Annotated in this window: 24 protein-coding genes; 8 read left to right on the top strand and 16 right to left on the bottom strand. The window is 62.4% G+C overall.

Annotation, left to right across the window (positions count from 1 at the left end):
* Window positions 1–33: 33 nt before the first annotated feature.
* Window positions 34–459 carry a fasciclin domain-containing protein gene (locus ABH15_RS08910; protein ID WP_128693993.1) on the top strand — a complete coding sequence of 142 codons (426 nt, stop codon included), beginning with the start codon at window positions 34–36 and terminating at the stop codon, window positions 457–459.
* Here ABH15_RS08910 and uvsE read toward each other — a convergent pair whose 3' ends face one another.
* A complete protein-coding gene (uvsE, locus tag ABH15_RS08905) occupies window positions 460–1,494 on the bottom strand; it encodes a UV DNA damage repair endonuclease UvsE (protein ID WP_241648058.1) in 1,035 nt (344 codons plus the stop codon).
* 276 nt (window positions 1,495–1,770) lie between these two features.
* Here uvsE and ABH15_RS08900 point away from each other — a divergent pair, with 276 nt between their 5' ends.
* Genes ABH15_RS08900 through ABH15_RS08890 form a run of 3 tightly spaced genes read left to right on the top strand, consistent with a single transcriptional unit; the run spans window position 1,771 to window position 4,156 of the window.
* Window positions 1,771–3,075, top strand: coding sequence for a glycosyltransferase (locus ABH15_RS08900; RefSeq protein WP_128693992.1), 1,305 nt, complete (start codon window positions 1,771–1,773; stop codon window positions 3,073–3,075).
* A gap of 17 nt (window positions 3,076–3,092) precedes the next feature.
* Window positions 3,093–3,272 carry a hypothetical protein gene (locus tag ABH15_RS08895; protein WP_128693991.1) on the top strand — a complete coding sequence of 60 codons (180 nt, stop codon included), beginning with the start codon at window positions 3,093–3,095 and terminating at the stop codon, window positions 3,270–3,272.
* The gene (locus tag ABH15_RS08890) at window positions 3,269–4,156 is read left to right on the top strand and encodes an A/G-specific adenine glycosylase (protein ID WP_128693990.1); all 888 of its coding nucleotides are present in this window, start codon (window positions 3,269–3,271) and stop codon (window positions 4,154–4,156) included. The genes ABH15_RS08895 and ABH15_RS08890 overlap by 4 nt, the downstream gene beginning before the upstream one ends.
* 6 nt (window positions 4,157–4,162) lie before the next feature.
* Here the strand turns inward: ABH15_RS08890 and ABH15_RS08885 are convergent, their stop codons facing one another.
* The 4 genes from ABH15_RS08885 to ABH15_RS13640 form a co-directional block, all read right to left on the bottom strand.
* Complete coding sequence (locus ABH15_RS08885) at window positions 4,163–4,852, bottom strand: flavodoxin family protein (RefSeq protein ID WP_128693989.1); 690 nt, start codon at window positions 4,850–4,852, stop codon at window positions 4,163–4,165.
* 26 nt (window positions 4,853–4,878) lie between these two features.
* Window positions 4,879–5,982, bottom strand: coding sequence for a geranylgeranyl reductase family protein (locus ABH15_RS08880; RefSeq protein ID WP_164913689.1), 1,104 nt, complete (start codon window positions 5,980–5,982; stop codon window positions 4,879–4,881).
* Between the two features lie 512 nt (window positions 5,983–6,494).
* Window positions 6,495–7,199 carry a DUF5591 domain-containing protein gene (locus tag ABH15_RS08875; RefSeq protein ID WP_128693987.1) on the bottom strand — a complete coding sequence of 235 codons (705 nt, stop codon included), beginning with the start codon at window positions 7,197–7,199 and terminating at the stop codon, window positions 6,495–6,497.
* A gap of 133 nt (window positions 7,200–7,332) precedes the next feature.
* Window positions 7,333–7,509 (bottom strand): hypothetical protein, encoded by a 177-nt coding sequence (locus ABH15_RS13640; protein WP_164913688.1) that lies wholly within the window; start codon window positions 7,507–7,509, stop codon window positions 7,333–7,335.
* 400 nt (window positions 7,510–7,909) lie between these two features.
* Between ABH15_RS13640 and ABH15_RS08870 the strand changes: the two genes are divergently transcribed.
* From ABH15_RS08870 to ABH15_RS08860, 3 genes are all read left to right on the top strand, one after another.
* Window positions 7,910–8,875 carry a phosphotransferase family protein gene (locus tag ABH15_RS08870; RefSeq protein ID WP_164913687.1) on the top strand — a complete coding sequence of 322 codons (966 nt, stop codon included), beginning with the start codon at window positions 7,910–7,912 and terminating at the stop codon, window positions 8,873–8,875.
* Window positions 8,876–9,244: 369 nt separating this feature from the next.
* On the top strand, window positions 9,245–13,069 hold the full coding sequence (locus ABH15_RS08865) for a right-handed parallel beta-helix repeat-containing protein (RefSeq protein ID WP_128693985.1): 3,825 nt from the start codon (window positions 9,245–9,247) through the stop codon (window positions 13,067–13,069).
* 43 nt (window positions 13,070–13,112) lie between these two features.
* Entirely contained in the window at window positions 13,113–14,246 is a 1,134-nt protein-coding gene (locus tag ABH15_RS08860) for a hypothetical protein (protein ID WP_128693984.1), read from the top strand.
* 179 nt (window positions 14,247–14,425) lie between these two features.
* Here ABH15_RS08860 and ABH15_RS08855 read toward each other — a convergent pair whose 3' ends face one another.
* From ABH15_RS08855 to ABH15_RS08845, 3 genes are all read right to left on the bottom strand, one after another.
* Window positions 14,426–14,932 (bottom strand): hypothetical protein, encoded by a 507-nt coding sequence (locus ABH15_RS08855; RefSeq protein WP_128693983.1) that lies wholly within the window; start codon window positions 14,930–14,932, stop codon window positions 14,426–14,428.
* Between the two features lie 140 nt (window positions 14,933–15,072).
* The gene (locus tag ABH15_RS08850; protein ID WP_128693982.1) at window positions 15,073–15,927 is read right to left on the bottom strand and encodes a hypothetical protein; all 855 of its coding nucleotides are present in this window, start codon (window positions 15,925–15,927) and stop codon (window positions 15,073–15,075) included.
* A gap of 157 nt (window positions 15,928–16,084) precedes the next feature.
* A complete protein-coding gene (locus tag ABH15_RS08845) occupies window positions 16,085–16,369 on the bottom strand; it encodes a hypothetical protein (RefSeq protein WP_128693981.1) in 285 nt (94 codons plus the stop codon).
* A gap of 20 nt (window positions 16,370–16,389) precedes the next feature.
* Here ABH15_RS08845 and hycI point away from each other — a divergent pair, with 20 nt between their 5' ends.
* On the top strand, window positions 16,390–16,842 hold the full coding sequence (gene hycI, locus ABH15_RS08840) for a hydrogenase maturation peptidase HycI (protein ID WP_128693980.1): 453 nt from the start codon (window positions 16,390–16,392) through the stop codon (window positions 16,840–16,842).
* Here hycI and ABH15_RS08835 read toward each other — a convergent pair.
* From ABH15_RS08835 to ABH15_RS08800, 8 genes are read right to left on the bottom strand one after another with little or no spacing between them, the layout of a single operon-like run.
* A complete protein-coding gene (locus ABH15_RS08835; protein WP_128693979.1) occupies window positions 16,829–17,233 on the bottom strand; it encodes a 4Fe-4S dicluster domain-containing protein in 405 nt (134 codons plus the stop codon). The two genes, hycI and ABH15_RS08835, sit on opposite strands and share 14 nt — an antisense overlap.
* 6 nt (window positions 17,234–17,239) lie before the next feature.
* The gene (locus tag ABH15_RS08830; RefSeq protein ID WP_128693978.1) at window positions 17,240–18,247 is read right to left on the bottom strand and encodes a respiratory chain complex I subunit 1 family protein; all 1,008 of its coding nucleotides are present in this window, start codon (window positions 18,245–18,247) and stop codon (window positions 17,240–17,242) included.
* Window positions 18,244–19,479, bottom strand: a complete 1,236-nt coding sequence (locus ABH15_RS08825) for a hydrogenase large subunit (RefSeq protein WP_128693977.1) — start codon at window positions 19,477–19,479, stop codon at window positions 18,244–18,246. Before ABH15_RS08825 ends, ABH15_RS08830 begins: the two co-directional genes overlap by 4 nt.
* Window positions 19,472–20,101 (bottom strand): NADH-quinone oxidoreductase subunit C, encoded by a 630-nt coding sequence (locus ABH15_RS08820; RefSeq protein ID WP_128693976.1) that lies wholly within the window; start codon window positions 20,099–20,101, stop codon window positions 19,472–19,474. Before ABH15_RS08820 ends, ABH15_RS08825 begins: the two co-directional genes overlap by 8 nt.
* Window positions 20,098–20,532: an NADH-quinone oxidoreductase subunit B family protein gene (locus ABH15_RS08815; RefSeq protein ID WP_174719422.1), complete on the bottom strand. Its 435-nt coding sequence runs from the start codon at window positions 20,530–20,532 to the stop codon at window positions 20,098–20,100. Before ABH15_RS08815 ends, ABH15_RS08820 begins: the two co-directional genes overlap by 4 nt.
* Window positions 20,532–20,879, bottom strand: coding sequence for a hydrogenase (locus tag ABH15_RS08810; RefSeq protein ID WP_174719421.1), 348 nt, complete (start codon window positions 20,877–20,879; stop codon window positions 20,532–20,534). The genes ABH15_RS08815 and ABH15_RS08810 overlap by 1 nt, the downstream gene beginning before the upstream one ends.
* A 1-nt stretch (window position 20,880) precedes the next feature.
* Window positions 20,881–22,455 carry a proton-conducting transporter transmembrane domain-containing protein gene (locus ABH15_RS08805; protein WP_128693975.1) on the bottom strand — a complete coding sequence of 525 codons (1,575 nt, stop codon included), beginning with the start codon at window positions 22,453–22,455 and terminating at the stop codon, window positions 20,881–20,883.
* On the bottom strand, window positions 22,452–22,796 hold the full coding sequence (locus tag ABH15_RS08800; RefSeq protein ID WP_128693974.1) for a sodium:proton antiporter: 345 nt from the start codon (window positions 22,794–22,796) through the stop codon (window positions 22,452–22,454). The genes ABH15_RS08805 and ABH15_RS08800 overlap by 4 nt, the downstream gene beginning before the upstream one ends.

The following is a 22,796-nucleotide window of genomic DNA, read 5'->3' as shown; positions in this document are numbered from 1 at the left end:
CTCCTCACGGTAGGGGCATGGGGGATATGCGGCATGAAGAGCATTCTCGAAACACTGGAAGATTCGGGGGATTTTTCCACATTTGTACAGCTGGTAAAAGAAGCGGGGATGGAGAACCGGCTTACGAACCAGGGGCCGTATACGGTCTTTGTCCCCACCGACAGCGCATTTGCACGGGTTTCGGAGGAGAGGATGAAGGAGATCACGGCGGATACCGATACGATCACCATTATCCTTGCCTACCACGTCGTCCCGGGGACGCTGACCTCCGAGACCCTCCGCACCGTCGAAACGGTGCGGTCGCTGCTCGGAACCGAGCTTGTGATCCGCTCGTCCAATAAGGGAATCACCGTCAACGGCGTGCCCATCGTCGAGGCGGACGCGTTCTGCGATAACGGGATCTGCCATGCCATCGACGCGGCGCTGATGCCGCCGGCTCTGGAAGTGACGATACTCTAATCAGAACGGCGGGCGGACGAACCGGCCGTCTCCGGCCGCGAGGGATGCGGCGAGGAGGGCACTCTGCTCTTTGTCCTTTATCTCGAGCATGATATCGCAGTCGTGCGGTGCCGATTCGGCGAGGAAGAGCGCGAAGTGATCGGAATCGAGGGTCGCGGCATGGGTGCCCCGGCGCCCGCCCGGCTGCTGCGAGCTGTAGTCCACCATCAGGATGCCGTCGGACTCCGTCCAGGTCTTCGCAGCGAGCCCGACGGCATCGCGGACGGTCTCGCCCGAGGAGTTGACCTCATGGTGGAACCGGTCGAAGAGCACCGGTATGCCGACCGCCTCGTGCACCCGGAGGCAGTCGCGCACGGTGTAGCGGCCGTCGTCGTTCTCGATGACGAGGCGCCGGGCGATACGCTCGTCGAGCCGTTCGTACTCCCGGATGAACCGCTGCAGGCTCCGCTCCTTATCTCCGTAGACTCCGCCGATATGGATCTGGACTTTCGCAGAGGTATCGAGCCCCGCCGCGTCCAGGAGCGCGGTGTGGTAGGCGAGCTCCCGGACGCTCCGCTCTACGATCCCCGGGTCTTTCGCGTTGATGACGACGAACTGGTCGGGGTGCATCGAGATCCGGAGCCGGTTCTCCCGGATGTAGTCGCCGAGCTGCAGCAGCTCGTCCGCGAAGATCGTCTGCCAGTCGACCGAGCAGACCGGATGGGAGGCGAACGGAACGAGATCCGAGGTCATCCGAAAGAAGAGAAGATTGTGGCGGACGTTGTAGGAGAGTGTCTCTGCGAGGCAGGCGAGGTTCTCCCGCACCGTCGCGATCAGTCGCTCCTCCGAGTACGACCCGAGGCGGAACGTCCGGTTGCCCCGGCACCCGATACTCCGGTTGATACAGGGATACCCGATCTTCACGGGAGATGTTCCTGCCCGGGACACAATAAAGGTATGGCGGAGGGATGCGGCACGGCTCATGAAGAGCCCGATCCCCGGCCGTCGCCGGGGGGCAAGGTTTATCACCACCACCTGCAATACGGCCTCTCGCATGCGGCACCATCACACCCCCCGCCCTTCGCGCTCACCCTTCCCCGGTTGCGGGATCTCGGCGGGGGCGGGCCGGATTATCTTCCCCGGCAGGAATGACCTGTTCATCAAAAGGGGCATTCCGGGCGGGATAATCGACCTAATTGGCGATATTTTCGCACAAATGCCGCAATTGGATTTTATCCAACAGGAGATATATTTATATTCTCATAGTGACTTATAGTGGTCTGCAGAGGGGCGGAGTTAAATACCTGCCGATCTGCACCGGGAGGGAGAGAAATGGCATTCCTGCAAGGCATCACCTGCATATGCGACAACGGGCGGACGCTGGAAGACCACCGGCCAATCGTTGGAGACGACGTTATTTCGGAGATATACCGGAAGGCCGCCGTCTTACAGGGCAAGAGAGTACTGCACGTCAACTCCACCTATCAGAGCGGAGGGGTTGCCGAGATGATCCTCTCGCTCGTGCCGCTGATGAACGACGTCGGGATCGAGACCGAGTGGAAGATCATCACAGGCCACTCCGACTTCTTCACGATCACCAAGAACTTCCACAACGCGCTGCAGGGGCAGCGGATAGCGTTCTCGGACCGTGAAAAGTCGGTGTACGTCACCACGAACCAGGAGTTCTCGACCGTGCTCAAGATCGACCACGACCTCGTCGTCATCCACGACCCCCAGCCGCTGCCGCTGATCAACTTCTACGAAAAGAAGCAGCCCTGGATCTGGCGCTGCCACATCGACCTTTCGAGGCCCGACCACGACCTCTGGAAGTTCCTCCAGGACTACGTCGAGCTCTACGACGGCATGATCATCTCGCACGAGGACTACCGGCGGGCGAGCCTGGCGAAAGAGCAGCGGATCATCCGCCCCGCGATAGACCCGCTCTCGGAGAAGAACCGCGATCTCTCGGAGGAGGAGATAGACGGGCTCCTCGAGCGCTACGGCGTTCCGATCGACAAGCCCCTCATCACCCAGATCTCCCGGTTCGACAAGTGGAAGGACCCCGTCGGCGTTCTCGAGGTCTTCAAGATCGTCCGCGAGAAAGTCGACTGCCGTCTCGTGCTCTGCGGCAGCATGGCTCCCGACGACCCCGAGGGCTGGATGATCTACCGGCAGGTCGAGGAAGCAGCAGGCGACCTGATCGAGAGCGGCGATCTGATCCTGCTCACCGCCGAGGATCACCTCCTCGTCAACGCCTTACAAAGGGTATCGGTCGTGGTTCTGCAGAAGTCGCTCAAGGAAGGCTTCGGGCTGACCGTCACCGAGGCGCTCTGGAAAGGCCGGCCGGTCATCGCCGGACGGGTGGGCGGCATCCCGCTCCAGATCCAGGACGGCGAGACGGGCTACCTGGTCGACCCGACCGATATCCACGAGTGCGCCGACCGCGTCCTCCGGATCCTCGAGGACCCCAAGCTCGGAGAGCGGATGGGCGCTGCCGGAAAGGAGTACGTCCGGCAGAACTTCCTCATCACCCGGCTCCTCACCAACTACCTGGATATGCTCACCTCCGAACTCGGCTGCACCGCAGCGGAGGCCCTGGGGGAAGAGATTCGGGTCGATGAAGAGACCCCCCTATAACCGATACACTCTTTTTCGTGCGGCCGCCGGACTCGCTCGTCGGCGCCGCCCTCGAATTCGTCCCGAATCTCTCCTTTCTCTTCCTGATCCTCCCGTTTCCTGAGCCTTCGGCGCGCTGCGTGGTTACCGGAACCGTGCGTCCCGCCCGGGGTGAGGACGAAGGTATTTGCACCTGCCGGGACGATACCTACGGGTGAACCGCACCCTCGATACCGGCCAGAACGACCTCGAAAACCGGCTGCTTGCGACGGTTCGGCAGGAAGGGATCACTCCGGAAGCGATCGCGCTCTTCCGGGAGCTGATCTGCCTGCACTACCGGGAGTACGGGCGCGACCTCCCCTGGCGCCGGACGACCGACCCGTACCGGATCCTCGTCTCGGAGCTGATGCTCCAGCAGACGCAGGTCGACCGGGTCGTCCCGAAGTACGAGGCCTTCATCGGGCGGTTCCCGGATTTTGCGAGCCTTGCCCGGGCTCCCTTGAGCGACGTCCTTGCGGCCTGGCAGGGCCTCGGCTACAACCGGCGGGCGATAGCCCTCCAGAAGACGGCAGAGCGGGTCGTTCACGAGTTCGAAGGCGCTCTTCCGGCCGATGTCGAGACGCTGACGACGTTTCCGGGGATCGGGCCGGCGACCGCAGCGGCGATCGCCGCCTACGCGTTCAACCTGCCGGTGGTCTACATCGAGACGAATATCCGGCGGATCTTCATCCACTTCTTCTTCGAAGACCGGGAGGGCGTCCGGGACGAGGAACTTTTGCCGATCATCGACCAGGCGCTTCTCCGCGATGACCCGCGGACGTGGTACTCGGCGCTGATGGACTACGGGACGGTGCTTTCAAAGCGGACGGTGAACCCGAACCGGCGGAGTGCGGCGTATACCGTCCAGAGCCGGTTCGAGGGGTCGGACCGGCAGCTCCGGGGCAGGGTGCTCGCGCTGCTCCTGAAGGAGGGAGCCCTCGCCGAAGAGGAGATCGTCCGGCATCTCGGGGAAGACCCGGGCCGGGTGAGCCGGATCCTCGGACGCCTCGAGGCGGAAGGGTTCCTCGCTCGGGACGGCGGCCGGATAACCCTCTGCCGGTAGAATCCCTCACTCCCCGTCCCGGATCCAGCCTTCCCGCACCCACCGCTCGTACTCGAGGGGGCGCACGTCCCGGTTCTCCCGCACGATCGCCGCGAAGCATTCCCGGTTCCCGGCCATCTCCGCCTCCTGATCCGGGTAGTGCGGCCGCGTCCGGACGGCCTCGGCGAGCCTTCGCCCGAGATCGCGTGCCGCCGGTTCCGCAGCACCGATCGCCCCCGGGTCGTCGCCGAGCGGGACGCTCATGCCGCCGATCGCAGAGACGCCGAGGTAGTTTAAGACATGGTTCTGGTACGCGACCACCTCCGCACCCCCCGACTCCCAGGTAGTGGCGAGGCTGCAGCCGTACTTTCCGGCGAGGGTCTGGTAGTGGATGGCGTCCGCGAGCCGGTCGATGAGGATCTTCAGCTGCGCCGAGACGTTGTCGACGTAGACCGGGGATGCGAGAACCAGGCCGTCGGCATCCAGCATCCGTTCGTAGAGCGGGTAAAAGTCGTCGGTGTAGATGCACGTCCCGTCAAGGCTGCAGCTCTCGCAGGCGATGCAGGGCGTGATCCGCAGATCGGCGAGATCGACAAGATCGATCTCTGCCCCGGCCTCTTCCGCGCCCGCGAGCAGAAAGCCGGCAAGTTTTCTCGTCCTGCTCCGCATCCCCCGCGGACTTCCCGTGATCGCACAGATCGTTACAGCGGTCTGCATCCCTAACGATCAGACCGGATACGAGATTATAGTTCCAGATGCGCCTGCCCGGGTCTTCCGGCACCGTTATACACCATCAGCCGCTCGATCCCGGCGACACCGAGCCGTTTCATCATCTGGTCGAGGAGGAAGTCGGATACGAGGAAGCGGTCGGCCCGCTGTTTCATCCTGGCGGCGGCTAGAAGCTCCCCCCCTACCGCGGCGCGCCAGTCCCGCTCGTACGCCGCCAGGGGTTCGCCTTCACGGAGGTGCCGGGCCGCCGCGAGCCCGGCGATTCTGCCGCAGATCATCGCTATCGAGATCCCGCCGCCGTTCGACGCGACGACATGTCCGGCGGCATCCCCGACGGCGAGGACGTTTCCCTGAACGGTCTTTTCGATCGGCCCCGAGACCGGGATGAAACAGGCCTGCATCGCGCCGGCCGCATACCCCTGCGCCGCGAGGAAGGCCTCGAGGAGTTTACGCACGGGAGCGCCGGAACGCTGCACCCCGAGCCCGGCGTTGGCGCACCCCTGTTTCGGGAAGATCCAGGCGTAGCCTCCCGGCGCGATGCGGCTACCGAAGAAGATCCGCAATGCGTCGTCAAACTCGCCGTCCACGCGGCAGGTGACGGCGGGCGAGAGGATACTGCTCCGCTCGAGGCCCGCCGAGCGGCAGACCGTAGAGACGGGGCCGTCGGCGGCGATCACGACACCCGCCTCGACGGTGCCGCGGGTCGTCGCGACACGGTGGCCGTCGATGCTGAGGAACTTCGTATCGGTGACGACGGTAGCACCCGCGCCTGCCGCCAGATCCGCCAGGTGTTGGTCGAAGGCGTCGCGGCGGACGGTGCAGCCTTCGAGGGGGAAGTGGTACTCCCTGCCCTTCGGCGATCTGACGACGACCTCCCCGATATCCCGCTCAACGAGATTCCGGTCGATGGAGAAGAGTTCTTCGACGCCCGGTGCGGCCGGAAAGGCGGCGGCGGTCACCGCCCCGGAGGGGATGAACTCCCCGCAGCAGACAGGGACGCCTATCGTCTTCTTCTTGTCGAGCAGGAGGACTTCGAGCCCCTCCGCTGCTGCGTAGCGTGCGGCGGTGCTGCCGGCCGGGCCCGCACCGACCACGACGAGATCGTACCGGTTCTGCATCGACTGGGCATGGGCGCAGGATGAGATAATACCAGCGGGCTTACCGGCGGTGCCGGCCATGCGGTGCTCCGGCGGCCCTTTTGGAGGAGAGAGTCGTCATGGTGCTGCATACGCTCCTGCAATAGCCATTCTCCGGTAAATCTATAAACAATGAAGTGTACCCACCCCCTGTCTATCCCTACGGGGCAGCCCATGCCAGGAATGAGCGTACTCCAGGCGGGGCTTCTCCGGGCAACCACATCTGCACGTCCCTGATCGGGGATCGAGGCGGGCTCCGGGGTTTTTCCCAGGAGTTCCCGCTCCTGCTGCAGGGTTGCCGCCGCCCCTCCTCTTCTCATACCCCCGTGACGGCAGGCCCGATGTACCTGGAAACCGGACGTCTTCAGCACTTCGACCGACAGGAGAGAACAGGTTTTACTGACGAGCATGCTCCAGAGCGCCCGGATCTTCCGGCGCCAAGGCATACGCAAACGAGAACCATTCCACCAGAAAAGAGCGCCGGGGAAGAGGAACTATACGGAGATCCGGCGCTCCCCCTCAACCGGGACGGAAGATCTGCCGGAGATCCGTGCAAGTCCCGCGATCCCCGCCCGGAACTCGTCGATGTACGCCTGCATCGAGAGGCTCCCCTCCGGGAACGGGCAGTCGATATCGTACATCCGCTCGATCATCGGGTCGGAGGGCAGCAGGTCGACGGGGATCCCGGTCGCCGCCGAGGCCTCGACCATCGCTTTCCGGAACGGGCCGATGCAGTAGGCGAGCCTTTTTTCGTAGGTATACCGGGTCTTTTCGAGGTAGCCGCTGAGCCGGTAGACCTCGATCCGGTGGAAGTCGCGCCGGAGTTTCTCGTCGGTGGCCTTGCCGAGCATGTAGTGGTAGTGCCGGAACGGGTACATCAGTTCGAGCTCCGCTGGAACGGTGCCGCACGTCCCGAAGATGACGATGTGGTACTCCTCGGGAGCGAGGACGCCGTCGATGATCTTCCGGAAGAGTTTGTGGCTCGGGCTCTGGCTGTAGGGTTTCCGGACGGCGCAGGGGAGGAAGAGTGCTATCTCCCGCGGCTCGACCCGGTACTCGTCGATGATATAGCGGTACGCGGCCTCGAACTCCTCGCGGTAGAACGGCGGGTCGAATATCTCGATCTCGTTGCCGTGCCGGTCGGTGACGGTATCGGTGACCCGCACCGGCGCTCTCCGGTTCGCACCTGCTGCGCTCATCTGTGTTTAGTATATCTGGGGCGAACCGTGAAAAAGATACTTTGCAGTGGGGAAAATCAGAGCGTCCGGCGGGTGCTCCGGCAGCGGGATGGGGATAGGGATATATACCGGGACGAGGGGCACGCGGGTGCCGTCATGTCGCCCGGGGATGGGCGGCACTCGCCGAGCTCTGCCGACACCGGAGGGCGAGGGCGAGGAGAACGGCCGAAATAAGGCTGAAATCGGAGGACTGGTGCAGCGGCCTGAAGACGGCGAGCAGCAGGAGGAGGGCTGCGAGAGGTACCGCCGTCCTCCCGCACGACCAGGGCAAAGAGCAACGCTCCGGCAAGGGAGATGATGCAGAAGAGGAGGAGCACCGGTGCGTAATAGGCAACCGCGGGCAGGCCGATGAAGTACGCCGCGATGAGAGCGAGCGAGAGCGGGGTTCTGTTTCGGGTCATTTGTTTCCATCACCCAAGAACCGTGACCGGCAATCCATACAGGAGATCTCGGCATTCTGCTATAAACGATTTCTCTGCCAATCGCCTCTGCTTCGGGGTGTTTCGATCCGTTTTGATCCCGGTTCCTTTATTGTTTCAGGCCACCGCTCGCTCTCCCCCCGGCGAAGGATGACAGCCGAAACGCTGCCTCCAAAGGGCTCACGCCTTTATGCACCGTCGCGGACCATGATACTGCAGAGACTGCCACGACACCCGGCTACGGAGAGAACCATGGAATCATTTGAAAAAATACGGAAAGAAGTCCGTGAGATCACCGGATTTTTGCACGCGGAGGAGATCAGGGAAGGCTATTCCGACGAGCGAAAGTACGTTCTCAGCCTGCAGGGTGGTGAAAACCTTCTTCTGCGGATCACCGAACCGGCCGATGAAGCGATCATCCGTAGAAAACAGGCAGAGTTCAACGTTATCCGGGATCTCGGGCGCTATTCGGATAAAGTACCGGAGGCAAAATATTTCGGCGTTTCAAAAGACAATCATCTCTGTTTCATAGTTTTACGCTTCATCGAGGGCACGGCTGCGGAACAATGTCTGCCGGATCTTCCTGACGACGTCCAGTATGCGATCGGCGTCGCTGCCGGAGAAGAACTGAAAAGAATGCATGCCATGAAGGCGCCTGCGTGGTATCCGGGGTGGTACGAGACGAAGACACGGAAACATGCGTACTATCTCCGGTCGCTCGCTGAATGCAGCGCGAAACCGGAAGGCGTTGACCTCGATGCAATCCAGGCATACGTCGAATCGGGCATGGATCTCATGAAAAACGTCGAATCGTCGTTTCAGCACGACGATTATCATCCCGCCAACATCATTGTTCGTGGAGGAGCTTTCGGCGGCGTGATCGATTTCAACCGCTACGACTGGGGCGATCCCATTCACGACTTTTATAAAATAGCGCACTTTTCGCGGAATATCAGTGTTCCTTTTTCCGTCGGGCAGATCGACGGATATACCGGGGGAAAGATCCCGAACAATTTCTGGAAGAGATACGCATTATACGTCGCGATGAGTGTCGTTCCGGACATTGTCTGGTCGCATCGCTACTCTATCCGCACCGGCACCACCGATCAGATCGAACGATCGCAGAAGACGATCCAGACGATCTGGTGTGATCATGACAGGTTCGAAGCGGACGTGCCCCTCTGGTATCATGAATTCAGAGAAAGCCGGGAGATGTAATCCGGGCGTTCCCATCCACCGCCGGCAGCACCGCCGGGGGTGACGGGCTCTACTGTGCAGGCAGCACCGGAGCCCCGCCGCCACGGCACGGAGATAGGCCGCTACCGGAGATCGGCAAAAAGGTCCGGCCAGCGGCGGAGCGCTACCGGGACAGCAGGTAGGGAAAAACCCGTCCCGGCATATCTCCGCCGCTCAGAGCCGGCCACTCATCAGTGGCGGGAAAACTGCCAAAAGCACGAATTTTTCCAATCCTACCATGTATTGTCACTTATTTTTCCAATACTTGGGTATGTATCGTGGGTTCGTTTCGATCGGCTTAAATCCGATCTTCATGCATATTTCGTCTATACGACACCTTTTGTGATTGCTATGGATAGCATGCAGAACAGGGGAAAAATCCTCAAAAACATCCTCTTCCGGTCAGTTATCATTCTGATCTTCGTCGGACTGCTGGCTGTGCCGGCGGCGGCGGAAGAGGTAGCGCCCACCGCAGTCAGAGTGAATGCAACGTACGACGAAACGACACCCGACTACGGCGTCCTGAACTTCTCGAGCATTCAGACGGCGCTCGACAATGTTGCCGCCGGCGGCATCGTCGCCGTCGACGAAGGGACGTACAACGAGAACCTGACGGTACATCAAACCGTGTTCCTCGGAACCGAAGCAGGCGCCGTCATCGACGCCATGGGATCCGGTACCGGCATTCTCATCGAGGCGGACGGCGTCTTCGTCGCCGGGTTCACCGTGACCAACGCCACGACCTACGGGATCGCCGGTGACCGGGTCAACAGCCTGACAATCCGGAACGCCACCGTCGCCGTCGCTTCAGACGAGACCACACTCGAGATTCCTGCCGGGATCTCCCTGAAAGAGGGCACCGGCCATCTCATCGCCGACAACACGGTCACAGTAACGTCCGACCTGCCCAAAGCGGCAGGCATCATCGCCTCGTATGTGGAGAGCAGCGAAATCTCGGACAACACGATCAGCGTCGAAGGCGCGAGGAGCGCGGATGCACCCCAGAATGCCGGGGCACTGCACGATCCTGCGGCCGCCCCGTGGGACCAGGCCATCGGGCATGAGACCATAAACGCTCTTTTGACGGACGCCATGTACTGCGAGCTCTACGGCATTGTCGCGACGGGAACCGACCTTGCGATCGATGGGAACTCGATCGGGGTCGCTGCGACGTGCCTTGGCGGGTCCGTTAGCAAGTCCGACGAGAAGATCTTCTGCCAGGCATTCCCTCGGGGAGTCCAGGCTGACGGCGAATCCATTGAGATAACGGACAACATCATTGAAATCACGAGCAACGCCACCGACGACGCCCTCGGCGAGGGAATCATGGCGATGGGTGAGCTGTCGCTCATCGAAGGCAACTGCATCATCCTGGAGACCACCGGACGTGCTGCGAATCCGTGGGGCATCGGGCTGTACAGTGTCCCGAAAGGCCGGGTTCTTGGAAACGAGATCACCATCCTCGTCCACGCCGACGATATCGGTCAGGTGCACGCCACTACCTGCGGCATCGGTGCGCACTACTCCGAGAAGGCGCAGGTGCTGGAGAACACCGTCACCTATACGGCGTACATCGGCAGCGGGGATGCCAGCAGCCTTGATGCCAGTATCGAGGGCATCTTCGTCGATAACTGCTACCAGTCGGCGGTCGCCGAAAACGACGTCTGCGTCGACATAACCATGCTGGCCGGGATGAGCCCGATCATCTTCGGATCGGAAGGTTCCGGACTCTCTCCGACCGCCGCAGCGGTCTACGCCGATCTCACCGGCCAGAGCATCGAAGGCTGGACGGGATCGATCGGTCTCCACGTCGACGGGAGCGACGAGACCTGGGTTACTGAGAACGAGATCGAGACCGTGGCCAGGTTCCTCTCGCTGAACCTCGCCAGCAACGTGAGCGAGGTCAACGGCGGGATCATGGCGGCCGGCCTGCTGATCCGGAATACCGCGGACGCCGTCGCATCCGGCAACACGATCGAGGCCGGATTCGGGACAGGAAGTTGGACTCTCGCCATCGGTGACAACAGCAGCGTCGCCTGCACGAACCTCATCAGTCAGGTCTTCGGTCTGCTGCTCAGCGAAACAGATGATGCGGAGGTCTCCGATAACGCCATCGCAGTCGAGAGCACGCAAACCTCGATGGCGATCTCCCTGGCAACCGGTGCGGAGAGCGGGGGCCTGATGGAGATCCTCGACGACGAGATGGCCGAGGACGAGACGGAGATGAACGCGTTTGCGGTATCCCTGGATGAGGAGGGCGCCTATTCGGAGAGTCTCTGGACCAACCTGAACGAGACCGCGCTCGCCCGTACGCAGCTGACCGCACTCTCGGCCGGTATTTACGCCAACACGGGTGCCGATACCGGGATCTTCGATAACACCGTCGACGTGGGGATCGTATCGAGCGTCATGGACCGCACGATCCGCGAGGTCGTCGCTGAAGATGCCCTGACAGATGTCCGCGGTACCGTAGCGGGGTTCGGGATCATCGGCCCCGCCGGCAGCGACGCACGGATCAGCGGGAATACGGTCACAGTGGAATCGGCCGGTCATATTATGGCAATCTCCGGTGAGGGAGAGGTAAACGCCGAAAGTGTGCGGAGCCAGTCGCAGATGCACACCACCGCACACGGTATCGTCGGACTCGCGCCCGAGAACGAGATCAGCGACAACGTTGTAACCGTCGCCGCTCTGGGTGAGGGCGAAACCGTTGCTGCCTTTGAGGCGGGTCAGGATGAGATGGAGATTGCCCGCTCCCGGATGACCACCCGAGCGGTCGGGATCACGATCCGCGGTGTGGATCAGGACTCGGTGAACGAGGTCTCCGGCAACACCGTGAACGTCCTCTCTATCCTGGCACCGACCGCAGCAGCGGAGGGAACTGCCGGCGACATCGGGGCACTCATAGAGGGCAGGGCTACCGGCGTCGGTATCCGGGCTCCCCTGGCAGAGATCTCCGGTAACACCGTCGGCGTCCTCTCCCGTGTAGAGAACGCCACTGCAGTAGCGGAGGAGATAGCCGCCCAGGAAGCGAGAAGCGAAACCTATGCACTGGCAATCGCCCGGGGCATCGTCACCAGGAAAGCCACGGTTACGGATAACATCGTTGCCGCGGAGGGTATCGCGACCGGAACGGTCGTCGCCGGGACCGAGGAGCTCCTCGAGAATGCCCGTGGCGACATCTTTGTCGGCGGCATCGGCATCGGCATCCACGACCGCGCCCTCTCCACGATGACGCAGAACAACCTCTCCGGAATCGGCGAGGCCTCCAGCTACAGTTCCATCAACGGCTACCGCCCCGAAGGGTTCGGCATTGGTTTCGCCGAGGGGCTCGGTATCATGACCAGGGGCGGAACCGCTTCCTACAACAATATCGACGGCGCCGTGCTGGGCGAGTATACGAAAGACACCCCGACCAGAGCGGCCTACAACTGGTGGGGCGATGCAAGCGGTCCGTCCGGCTACGGCCCGGGAACGGGAAGTGGGATTTACGGCGTCATCTACTACGACGATCCCATGACCTGGGAGCCCTGGCTGACCCGCCCCTACGAGACCGTCCTCGAAACCGATACAGCGTACCTCGGCGTCGAGCTCCGGTCGGACGACGGCCTTACCGAGGGCTGGAACACCTTCTCGGTTCCGATCGATCTTGAGGACACCACCTGGGCTGCCATCAGCAGCACAGGCGAGGGGCTGAACTACAGCATCGCCTACACCTGGGACGCTGCCGGTCAGCGGTGGCTGCAGGTGCTCCCCTCGACCCGGCTCAATCCGCTCGACGCCGTCTACGTCAGGATGAACGAAGACGCCCGCCTGCCGGTCGCCGTCAGCCCGGAGATCACGAGCCCGCCGGTGAAATACCTCAAGTCCGGCTGGAACCTCATCGGGCCTGCGTACGCCTTCGATGCGGCTACCCCTGCGTGGGATACGATGAAGGTCGACAAGGCGCTGACCTCAATCGAAGAGACGCCGGCAGGCCTCACCGGCTACACCCTCGTCCTCTCCCCGTCGATCAACCCCGAAGCCTGGGTGTACACCGCCGGCGCAAACAAGCCGCCGACGATGGCGACCGGCTACGGCTACTGGGTCTACATGGAGAAACCCGACATCCTTGCGGGTTTCTCCTCGACCCCGCTCCCCCTGCCGGACGTGAACCCTCTTGCGATCCTCGTGTAGGTGCGAGCAGACCGGCACTCCAATTCTTTTCAGGTGACATACTATGAAAACAGCAAGCATTGCAGTGGTCGCGCTTCTGGTATTCGCGATGCTGGCACTCCCGGTCACGGCAGAAGAGACACTGCCGCTGATCCCGCAGGACTTCTACGGAACGGTCACGGATGCGGATGGCTCCGCCGCACCCGCAGGAACGATCATCGTCGCGTCCTCAAAGGGCGTCCCGCTCGGCACCATCAAGACGACGGTACCGGGCGAGTACGGCGGGAGCGGGACGGAGCAGCGACTGATCGTCCAGGGCACCACCCTCGTAAGCAACGCTCCGATCGCCTTCTACATCGACGGCGTGAAGGCACGAGAGACGGCATCCTTCCAGAGCGGCTGTCTCACCCGGCTCAACCTCTCGGCCTCGTCCGCACTCCCGAAAGAGCGGCCGGGCGAGAGCACGACCGAACCTCTCTCGCCGAAGGCGGGACAGAACACGACCGTGACCGGGAATGGAACCGGCACCTCGGTCACCCTCACGACGACGGTCGATCTCGCGGACGAGACGATAGCCTTCACGGCCTTCGACACGCCGCCGGACAACCAGGCCGTCCCCTCGACCCTGGCACCCGTCGGGCGGTACGCCGAGATCACGAGCACCATCGCGAACAATCAGATCGCGAGCGTCACGATCCGGATCACCTACACCGACGCCGAGATCGCCGCAGCGGGGATCGACGAGGCGGGCATCCGGGTCTACTGGTGGAACCCGGCCACAGCGCTCTGGGAGCAGCTCCCCGGCGGCGTCGACACCGTCCAGAACTATGCCTGGGGCACGACGAGCCACTTCTCGACCTTCGCCCTCCTCTCGGTGAAAGCGGTCACCCCGACGCCGGGCGGCGGCGGTGGAGGAGGAGGAGGCGGTGCTGCGGCAGGCCCGTCCGTCTACCCGAGCGATACCTTCGGGACGCCGACGGTGACCCCGACCGGGACGGCAACACCCCCGACGGTCGCGCCGACGGCTGCCGCTCCTGGTGAGACGGCGGTCCCGGGCGGAGAAGCGGGGCACGAGGGCGGCGAGCCCGGAGCAAGCGGCGGGCAGGCCCCCGAAGAGCTCCCGATGGCCATCATCGCCATCGCGGTTCTCGCCATCGCCGGAGTCGCTGCTGCCTTCTTCTTCCTGAAGAAGCAGTAACCCGAAAACACCTCTTTTTCATCAGCTCTTGCCGGCAGCCATCGGCGTTTCCGGTACCTTCAAAGACGCACCAGACCAATGCGCAGGATATTTTGGAAAGCCTTTCTTCTCAGCGAGATATCGCGGCATAGCCCGGCTGAAAATAGACCTGTTGCGTTGAAATTGCTTAATAACAATGATTACGAGAAGAAAAAGGTAAAAACAGATTCCAGCACCTTTGCGTACCAGGGTTTCTCCGGTGGGCGACAGAAAAAGTAGTATTCAGTCAAGTCGGTGGTGTCGTTGCTGTTATGGTGGACGTACCCGGATACGATGACTCTTAGCCCCAGGAGATGACTATTGTCGGTGACATTCACCACGACACTCGTTTCCTGAAGATCTCCGCCACTTATATTTTCGTAGAAGTATTCGGTCTCACCGTCAACGAGGTCTATCCCCTTGGGAATGATGTAGCGGACGGTCACGTTTTGACAGGGGTATTTCGGAGAGAGCGCAAGCGTCAGCCGGACGACTTCACCGGGTTCCAGCGGACCGGAGGTGGTTGTAACCCCGTTAAACGTGAGGTCGGTTATGGGCGGGCTGGAATACCCCTGCATTCCCAGGTTCATCGTCCCGGGGATACCGGCGCTCGCCGGAACGAGAAGAAAGAGAAGAGCAAGGGTGCCGATGACGACGCGAACGATCATGGTATTCCTGAAAAGATATAACTGCGGCCATCCCTTTAAGCCATTCTCTGCGGCAGTGGGCGCCGCACCGCAGTTCCTCCCCCGGAGCGGACACCGGCAGTCCGCCCCCGGGCGTGGAACTATCCTGACCGCCGTTCCCGCTACGCCTCCCCCATCTCCCGGATAATGATCAGCCGCCACTCGGTGCCGTGCAGCCCGACCGTCGTCCAGAAGGCCTCTTTCTGCACGACGCGGTTAAAGCCGGTGTCGTAGAAGGAGTAGGTCGCGTTCCCCGATTGATTCTGCGCATACTCCCGGGCGAACGCGATGACCTCCGGGAACTCCGCGTAGAGCGACTCGTTGAAGGTCTCCTTCGTAATCTCGGCCGGGTCGGCGTCGTAGAGGATGGTGCCGTCGGTCTCCGCAACCATCGCCGTATAGGGCGTGCCGTTCAGCACCGGTTCGATCTCGGCCTTCAGCAGCAGGTAGGGATCGAAGGTGATGCTCGTCGCCCCGATGAGGCTGCCGTCCGCCGCGAAGACGGGGTGCTGGAGGATCACGGCGTAGCCGCCTTCCGCGAGGGGGGCACGGTCGGTCATCACCGGCGCCTGCCGCTCGAACGTCTCCCGAACGACCTCCTGGTGGCTGAGGTTCTCGCCGACGAGCTCAGCCGCGAGGCTCTCCGGAACCGCCGCGGCGACGGTGCCGTTCCGGTCGATCGTGATGGCGGTGGCGATGAGCGGGTCGGCCGCGAGGTTCTCTGCGAGCAGTGCCCGTGCCTCGTCGCCGGCAAGCCCGGTCGCGGTCAGGTTCTCCGCCGTGCCTGCGACCCGGGCGTCGAGCCCTGCAAGGGCGGCCTCGATCCCGCCCTGCATCTCGTCGAGCAGGCGGAGCATATCACAATCCGTCCCGTTGTCCGGGACGACAGAAACGGACTCCTGCTGCCCGAGGCAGCCGGCTGCCGTGCATATGAGAAGAATACAGATCCCGAGGACGGTATATCCCTGGCGTGTCACGAAAAATGGTATACCGGTACCTGGTTATGAAACCTTTGGACAGAGCCACCAGGCGTGCGGGGGCATGTGCCACCCCCGGGAAGACATCGGATGGCCGGGGGTGGATGCATTGACGGTAAGAAATGGGAGATTCAGGGTGTTGTATACCAGGGGAGCCTTATTTCCTCTTTCCCTTCTCCTGCTTCTCCGAGTTCTTTACCGGTGCCTGAGCCTGTCCTTTCTTGTCCTTTCCTGCCATGGGCGTTACACCTCCCTCCCGAGGTGGGATATATCTACCAATGATCAATTCGGATATAAATTTTCTCCCCACTCCGTCCAGGTATCCAAAAATAACGGAAAATACTGGCTTTTTTTGCGGAGATTTCAGGCGTGTCGGCACCCCTCGCACCGGCAGATGCAAACCGGTCTCAAAAAAGGGCGGATCGCCACTCTTTTCCCTCATGCCGCCCAAGATACCGCCATATGAAGATGCTGCTCGGGATAGGAAACACCCTCCGCCGGGACGACGGTGCCGGGAACTATATCGCCCATCGGATGAAGGAAACCGACTGGACTGCCGTCGACTGCGGGACAGTGCCGGAGAACTTCACCTCGGTCGTCCGGCGGAACCACCCGGCGCTCCTCGTCTTCGTGGATGCGAGCCGGATGGGGCTCTCGCCCGGCGAGTTCCGGCGTGTCGGAAAAGAAGAGATAGAGGACGTCAGCATCGGCACCCATTCCCTCCCCCTCTCGCACCTCATCGATTTTCTCGCGGATGCGGCGGAGGAGATCCTCTTTATCGGGATCGAACCGGAGATCGTCGCCGATGGCGAAGGGCTCTCGGAATCGGTCGTCGAGGGTGCGGAGCGATTGATCGAGATGCTGAAAAAAGAGCGGGTATTCGATATCGAGCAGCTCTCGCTCACTCGACGATGAGATTATCGGCGTAGCGGTTCTCGTCGGCGAGCAGGAACACATCGCTCATCGCGAGCGATCCCTTCGGGCAGATATCGGTGCACTGCGAGCAGAAGATGCACTGCGAGACGTAGATCCGGATCCTCTTTTCCTCCTTCAGCACCTCGATGGCGTTGGCGGGGCAGACCTTCGCACAGAGGCTGCAGCCCGTGCACCCGGTCGGGTCGTAGGTGATCTTGCCCCGGAAGTCCTTCGGCACCGCCACCGGCGGGTGGATCGCAGCTTCGCCCCTGCCGACCTTCGCGAGGAATCCCGTCACCGAAGGGGGGAGGTACTTTGCCGGGAAGGCGTTCGTCGCCGGCGTCCTGAAGAGCTGCCGAAGAAGTTCCGGTATCATGGGTAATGTTGCCATACGGTATCACACTCCTGCAAGCAGGGCATCTATCGCTATCAGTCCAAGGCCGAGGAAGCCCACAAGCCCGAGCCAGATCCAGTATATCGAGACGACCTGCGTTATCCGGAACCGGGCCATCGAGACCCGGATCAGGGAGATCGAGAAGAAGACCACGAGCAGCACTTTCACGAGGAAGAACGCGAAGTCCGCGACGAGTGCGACCGCCGGTGCCATCGCGATGAAACTCGAGAGGTTCCACGGCAGGAAGAGGGCGACCGCGAGCGCAGCCATCACGATCGTCTTCACGCCCTGGGCGATGTAGAAGAGACCGAAGTTCTTCCCCGAGTACTCGACGAGCAGCCCGCCCGCAAGCTCCGTCTCCGCTTCCTGCGCATCGAACGGAATCCTCGAGAGCTCCGCCGGGGTCACCCACGCGAGGATCCCAAGAAGGATAAGACACCCGAGGATGCCGAGCGGCCCGACGACGCCCCAGATGGGGTTTGCCGCTATCGTGACGAGCGAGAAGGGGTCGGCTATCCCGGCCATCGAGAGCCGCCAGGCGATCGCGACGATCGCGATCGCGAGGGGGAGCTCGTAGGCCATCAGGATCACCATCTCACGCTGGGCGCCGACCGTCGCGTAGGGCGAGCCCGAGGCGAACCCGCCGACGACCATCGCGAGGGCCGGAACCGTGAGGAGGTACATGACCAGGATGACGTCACCGGCGTTCCCGAATATGGGCATGATGCTGCCGAACGGGAGGTAGAGCAGGATCGTGATCGCCGAGGCGAGCGCAAGGATCGGTGCGCCGTTGAAGAGCCAGGGGATCGCGTTCTCGGGGATGATGTTCTCTTTCCTGAGGAGCTTTGCCGTGTCGATGAACGGCTGGCGGAGCGGCGGCCCTATCCGTGCCTGCATCAGGGCGGCGAACTTCCGGTCGACGCCGAGGAAGAAGAGCCCGGCGACGATGCCGAAGATCGCCATCGCGACGGTGCCGACGATGACGGTAAGCCCGGTCTCAAGGAGGGTCATGCCATCAGCCTCCGGGTCTTTGCGACCGAGAGGCGGTGGAGGTCCTCCTTGGTCATGACGCCCCGGTCACCGTTCCGGACGACCGCCACACGGTCGGTGCAGGAGAGGCAGGGGTCGACCGACGCGACGATGATCGGGATGTCGGCGATCTGCTCGCCCTCGAGCATCGGGATCCAGCTCATCAGGTTGCTGTACGAGGAGGCCTTCACCTTCCAGGCGGTCGGGTGTTCTTTGCCGTCCATCCGGACGTAGTGGAGAACCTCGCCGCGGGGAGCCTCGTGCCTGCCGAGCGCCTCGCCGTGCGCCTTCTTGAACTGGTTTAAGATCTTCGCGACCTTCGCCTCCCAGACGATCTCGCCTGCGGGCATCCGGTCGAGACACTGCCGGACGATATCGATCGACTGCTCCACCTCGAGGAGACGGACGACGATCCGATCGAAGACATCGCCGCGGGTCTCCCCCATATGCGCATCAGGGAGGATCGGCTCGATCGCAAGGTCGCCGTAGGCCGCGAAGGGGTAGTCGACCCGGACGTCCATGTTGACGCCCGACGCACGGGCGGTGGGGCCGACGGTGCAGAGCTTCAGCGCGTCCTCGTACGTGAGGACGCCGCAGTCGCGGCAGCGCATATGGATCGTCTTATCCTCGAGGAAGACTTTCAGGAGCGTGCTTTTGAGGTCGCTGTAGTACTGGAGGCACTCCTCGATCGCGGGGTACAGGTCGGGCGTGAAGTCCCGCCGGACGCCGCCGACCTGGATGATGCCGTAGTTGACCCGGTTGCCGGTCAGGAGTTCGATGGTGTCCATCGCCCGCTCGCGGACGCGCCAGGTGAGGTGGAGGAGTGTATCGAACCCGAGCTCGTGGGCTGCGACGCCCGCCCAGAGGAGGTGGGACTGGATACGCTCGAACTCGGCGATGATGGCGCGGATGTAGTCCGCCCGCTCCGGCACCTCGATCTCCATGATCTGCTCCACTGCCCGGGCGAACGCCAGGGAGTGCGAGACGCCGCAGATACCGCAGATACGGTCCGTCAGGTGCACGATCTGGACGGGGTTTCTGCGCATGCCCATCCACTCGATCCCGCGGTGCGTCTGGCCGGGCGCGAAGTCCGCTTTGAGGATCTGCTCGCCGTTCATCTCGAAGGTGAACATCACCGGCTCTTTCAGCGCCGGATGGGTCGGGCCTATCGGGATGGTATAGGGTGTCATCTTCTTCTTTGCGTCGTCACTCATGTCGCTCCTCCTCCGCGGGTGCCGCTTCTGCAGCCTGCTCCTCCGGGACTGCCTTCGGGGGCACGGGGCGGTTTTCCGGCCTTCCGACCGCCCAGAGATCCTTGACCATGGAGGCCGGGATCCCGGTCTCGTCCTTCCGCCAGGGGTAGACGCCCTCGGGGAACTCCTCCGGGAGGAAGAGGCGGCGGCCGTCCGGGATGCCGACGACCTCGATGCCGAGCATCTCCTGCTTCTCGCGCTCGGAGAAGACGGCGCCGGGGATGAGGTCGGCGATCGTCGGCACCGTAAGGTCGCCTTTCGGCAGGGCGACGGTCAGGGTCACCATATACTCGCCGTGTTTCGTCCCGTAGTAGATCGAGAAGTGGTAGTTCAGTTCGACCGCGTCGCCGATATCGGTGCCGGAGATGACACCGAGGTGCGGGAAGTGGAGCCGCATCAGCTCTTCGACCGCGGCGTGAAGCAGGCTTTTGTCGATGTCGAGCCAGATGTCGTAGCTCGGGCGCTTCCCCACACCTTCGCGCCGCTCGGTGATCCGGCTCTCCCGGACGCCTTTCCCGAACTTCCGGGCAAAGACGGCGACGACCTCGTCGGGGCTCAGTAGTTTGTCAGGGGTTGTCTTCATGCCTTCTCACCCTCCAGCCGTTCGAGTTTCTGCTGGGCCACCACCACGCCGTGGATGATCGCCTCGGGCCGGGGCGGGCATCCCGGAACATACACGTCGACCGGGATGATATCGTCGATGGGCCCGTCGAGGTTGTAGGAGTCGTAGAAGGGGCCGCCTGAGGTTCCGCAGGCGCCGATGCACATCACGACCTTCGGGTCGGCCATCTGCTGGTAGACCCGCTCCAGCCGGTCGCGCATCTTTCTGACGACCGGGCCGGTGACGAGGAGGACGTCGGCGTGCCGCGGGCTGCCGACGAGCTTGATCCCGAACCGTTCCGGGTCGTAGCGCGGGGTTATCGCCGCGACTATCTCGATCTCGCAGCCGTTGCAGGAGCCCGAGTTGAAGTGGAACGCCCAGAGCGAGCGGTTGAATGATTTTGTGAGTTTCATCAGATCAGACCTACGATGATAATGAGAGCCGCTGCAATTCCGAAGAACCACAGGAGGTAGTCGGTCAGCACGCCGGTATGAAGCGGGACGATACGGTCGTAGTAGCCGCTGAGCGCTTCGGTGAACCCCCAGTAGAGGTGTCCGCCGCCGAGGTGGACGTCGCGCTTGGCTGCCGGTTCCCGGTTTCCGGAGAGATAGGGTTTGGTCTGCTCGGTGCCGGGCTTGTAGCTGCTCTCGCCGTATACCCAGATGATGTAGGCGATGACGAGCGCGACCACGAGCACGGCGAGCCAGATGAGCGGGTTCCAGAACCCGAACCCGGTCGTGAGTGTTGCTGCGATATCCATGTTAGGCACCTCCGAGCACCGAGGCGATGTATCCGCCCTGATCGACGAGTGCGAGCGCGGCCGGCGTGACGATCGTGTCGACCACGAGCTCGGGCGCGATGCCGAACGCGATCGTGATCGCGGCGAGGATGCCCATGCCGACGAGCATCGGGAGGGGCGCTTCCTTCACGCCGGCAAACTCGGGGAGCGCCGGTCCCATGAAGATCGAGTGGAAGACCTTCACAAAGGACGCGAGCGTTAAGATACTGACCACCATCGCTATGATGGAGAGCACGGGGCTGAAGAGGAATACCGACTCGTAGATGAGCAGTTTAGACGCAAACCCGCTGAAAGGCGGTATTCCGGCGATCGCGAGAGCGCCGATTATGAAAAAGATCATCGTCCATTTCATCGAGTGGCCGAGTCCACCCAGTTTATTTAAACTTCGTATTCCGGTACGATAAATGATGGCCCCGGCCGTCAGGAAGAGGAGTCCCTTATACATCGCGTGGTTGATGATATGGAAGATTCCGCCCTCCATCGCGACGATTCCGTAGGTGTCGAGCGCCGCCTGCTGCCCGAGGACGGCAAGACCGACGCCGAGACCGAGAAGCATGTAACCGGTCTGCGAGACGGCGTGGTAGGCCATCAGCCTCTTGACATCCTTCTGGACGAGCGCCATCGTGACGCCGACGAACATGGAGAGGATGCCGAGGATGATGATGATCCACCCGATGGTGACGTAGTCAAGGACGACGTTGTAGAGGGTGAAGACGACACGGAAGACGCCGTAGAGCGACGCCTGGCTCGCCACCACCAGGAGCGCGGTGATCGATCCGGGCGCCATCGAGTAGGCGTCGGGCGTCCAGAAGTGCATCGGCACCGCACCGGCCTTCATGGCGAGGGCGGCGAGCAGGAGGACGAGCGCGATCTTGTCGAGCGCCGTATACTGGATGCTGCTTGCGAGCATCGCGATGTTCAGGGCGTTGTACTGCCCGTAGAGGAGCGCGATCGAGAAGAGGACGAAGAGTCCGCCGATCGTGCTGATCACCGCATACTTCAGCCCCGCCTCGACCGCGACGCCTTTATCGACACGGTAGGCGACGAGCGCGGCGCCTGCAAGGGAGTTGATCTCGAGGAAGACGAAGAAGTTGAAGAGATCGCCCGTGCAGACCATGCCCATGATGCCGACGATCAGGAGCAGGAAGAGGGCGTAGAACCCGTCCTTCCCGCTCGACTTCGACTCGCTCGCCATGGTGTAGAGCATGACCGCGAATCCGGAGATCGCGGCGATGATCACCATGAACGCGCTCATAGCGTCGACGGTGAAGATGATCCGTATCGGGATGCCGCCTGAGTCGAGCGGAAGAGCGCTCGCCGGGTCGAGGGCGCCGAAGGTGTAGATGACCGTCCCTGCGGTGAAGACGTCGTAGGCGAGGATAAAGCCGATGGCGGCCGTCAGGGTCATCGCGGCGATCACCCAGATGTTCCGGGCGACGGCGCTGTACCTGCCGATGAAGGGCGTCGCGAAGGCGGCGAGCATCGGCACGGCGAGGAGGAGCGCCGGGGCGTTCTGGAGAATAACGTCGCCGGTCATCCTCTCAGCTTCCTCACGGTGGTTGTAGTCGCCGAGCCGTACTTCTTGTAGATGATCATCGTGAACGAGAGCAGCATCGCCGTGGTCGCAATCCCGATGACGATGTTCGTCAGGGTCATCGCCTGCACCGTCGGCAGCACCATGTCTGTGGAGGGAGCGTTCGTAAAGATCGGGGCTATCGCATCGATACGGTACCCGAGCGCCACCAGGAAGAGGTTGACGCCAGCTTCGACGAGCGAGAGGCCCATGATCACCTTGACGAGATTATGCCGGAAGAGCATCGCCGCGATGCCGATGACGGCGATGACTGCTGCAATGATGAACGGTAGATTGTAGTACAT

Source organism: Methanoculleus taiwanensis, from assembly GCF_004102725.1.
GTDB classification, from domain to species: Archaea; Halobacteriota; Methanomicrobia; order Methanomicrobiales; family Methanoculleaceae; genus Methanoculleus_A; species Methanoculleus_A taiwanensis.
The sequence above is the reverse complement of the archived record's forward strand: the minus strand, read 5'-3'. Positions and strand labels throughout refer to the sequence as shown.

What these genes read in the sequence shown, in the direction of transcription:
- ABH15_RS08910 (WP_128693993.1), top strand. Translation starts at nt 34, where the DNA reads ATGAAGAGCATTCTCGAAACACTGGAAGATTCGGGGGATTTTTCCACA.
- uvsE (WP_241648058.1), bottom strand. Translation starts at nt 1,494, where the DNA reads ATGCGAGAGGCCGTATTGCAGGTGGTGGTGATAAACCTTGCCCCCCGG.
- ABH15_RS08900 (WP_128693992.1), top strand. Translation starts at nt 1,771, where the DNA reads ATGGCATTCCTGCAAGGCATCACCTGCATATGCGACAACGGGCGGACG.
- ABH15_RS08885 (WP_128693989.1), bottom strand. Translation starts at nt 4,852, where the DNA reads ATGCAGACCGCTGTAACGATCTGTGCGATCACGGGAAGTCCGCGGGGG.
- ABH15_RS08880 (WP_164913689.1), bottom strand. Translation starts at nt 5,982, where the DNA reads ATGCAGAACCGGTACGATCTCGTCGTGGTCGGTGCGGGCCCGGCCGGC.
- ABH15_RS08875 (WP_128693987.1), bottom strand. Translation starts at nt 7,199, where the DNA reads ATGAGCGCAGCAGGTGCGAACCGGAGAGCGCCGGTGCGGGTCACCGAT.
- ABH15_RS08870 (WP_164913687.1), top strand. Translation starts at nt 7,910, where the DNA reads ATGGAATCATTTGAAAAAATACGGAAAGAAGTCCGTGAGATCACCGGA.
- ABH15_RS08865 (WP_128693985.1), top strand. Translation starts at nt 9,245, where the DNA reads ATGGATAGCATGCAGAACAGGGGAAAAATCCTCAAAAACATCCTCTTC.
- ABH15_RS08860 (WP_128693984.1), top strand. Translation starts at nt 13,113, where the DNA reads ATGAAAACAGCAAGCATTGCAGTGGTCGCGCTTCTGGTATTCGCGATG.
- ABH15_RS08855 (WP_128693983.1), bottom strand. Translation starts at nt 14,932, where the DNA reads ATGATCGTTCGCGTCGTCATCGGCACCCTTGCTCTTCTCTTTCTTCTC.
- ABH15_RS08845 (WP_128693981.1), bottom strand. Translation starts at nt 16,369, where the DNA reads ATGAGGGAAAAGAGTGGCGATCCGCCCTTTTTTGAGACCGGTTTGCAT.
- hycI (WP_128693980.1), top strand. Translation starts at nt 16,390, where the DNA reads ATGAAGATGCTGCTCGGGATAGGAAACACCCTCCGCCGGGACGACGGT.
- ABH15_RS08835 (WP_128693979.1), bottom strand. Translation starts at nt 17,233, where the DNA reads ATGGCAACATTACCCATGATACCGGAACTTCTTCGGCAGCTCTTCAGG.
- ABH15_RS08830 (WP_128693978.1), bottom strand. Translation starts at nt 18,247, where the DNA reads ATGACCCTCCTTGAGACCGGGCTTACCGTCATCGTCGGCACCGTCGCG.
- ABH15_RS08825 (WP_128693977.1), bottom strand. Translation starts at nt 19,479, where the DNA reads ATGAGTGACGACGCAAAGAAGAAGATGACACCCTATACCATCCCGATA.
- ABH15_RS08820 (WP_128693976.1), bottom strand. Translation starts at nt 20,101, where the DNA reads ATGAAGACAACCCCTGACAAACTACTGAGCCCCGACGAGGTCGTCGCC.
- ABH15_RS08815 (WP_174719422.1), bottom strand. Translation starts at nt 20,532, where the DNA reads ATGAAACTCACAAAATCATTCAACCGCTCGCTCTGGGCGTTCCACTTC.
- ABH15_RS08810 (WP_174719421.1), bottom strand. Translation starts at nt 20,879, where the DNA reads ATGGATATCGCAGCAACACTCACGACCGGGTTCGGGTTCTGGAACCCG.
- ABH15_RS08805 (WP_128693975.1), bottom strand. Translation starts at nt 22,455, where the DNA reads ATGACCGGCGACGTTATTCTCCAGAACGCCCCGGCGCTCCTCCTCGCC.
- ABH15_RS08800 (WP_128693974.1), bottom strand. Translation starts at nt 22,796, where the DNA reads ATGTACTACAATCTACCGTTCATCATTGCAGCAGTCATCGCCGTCATC.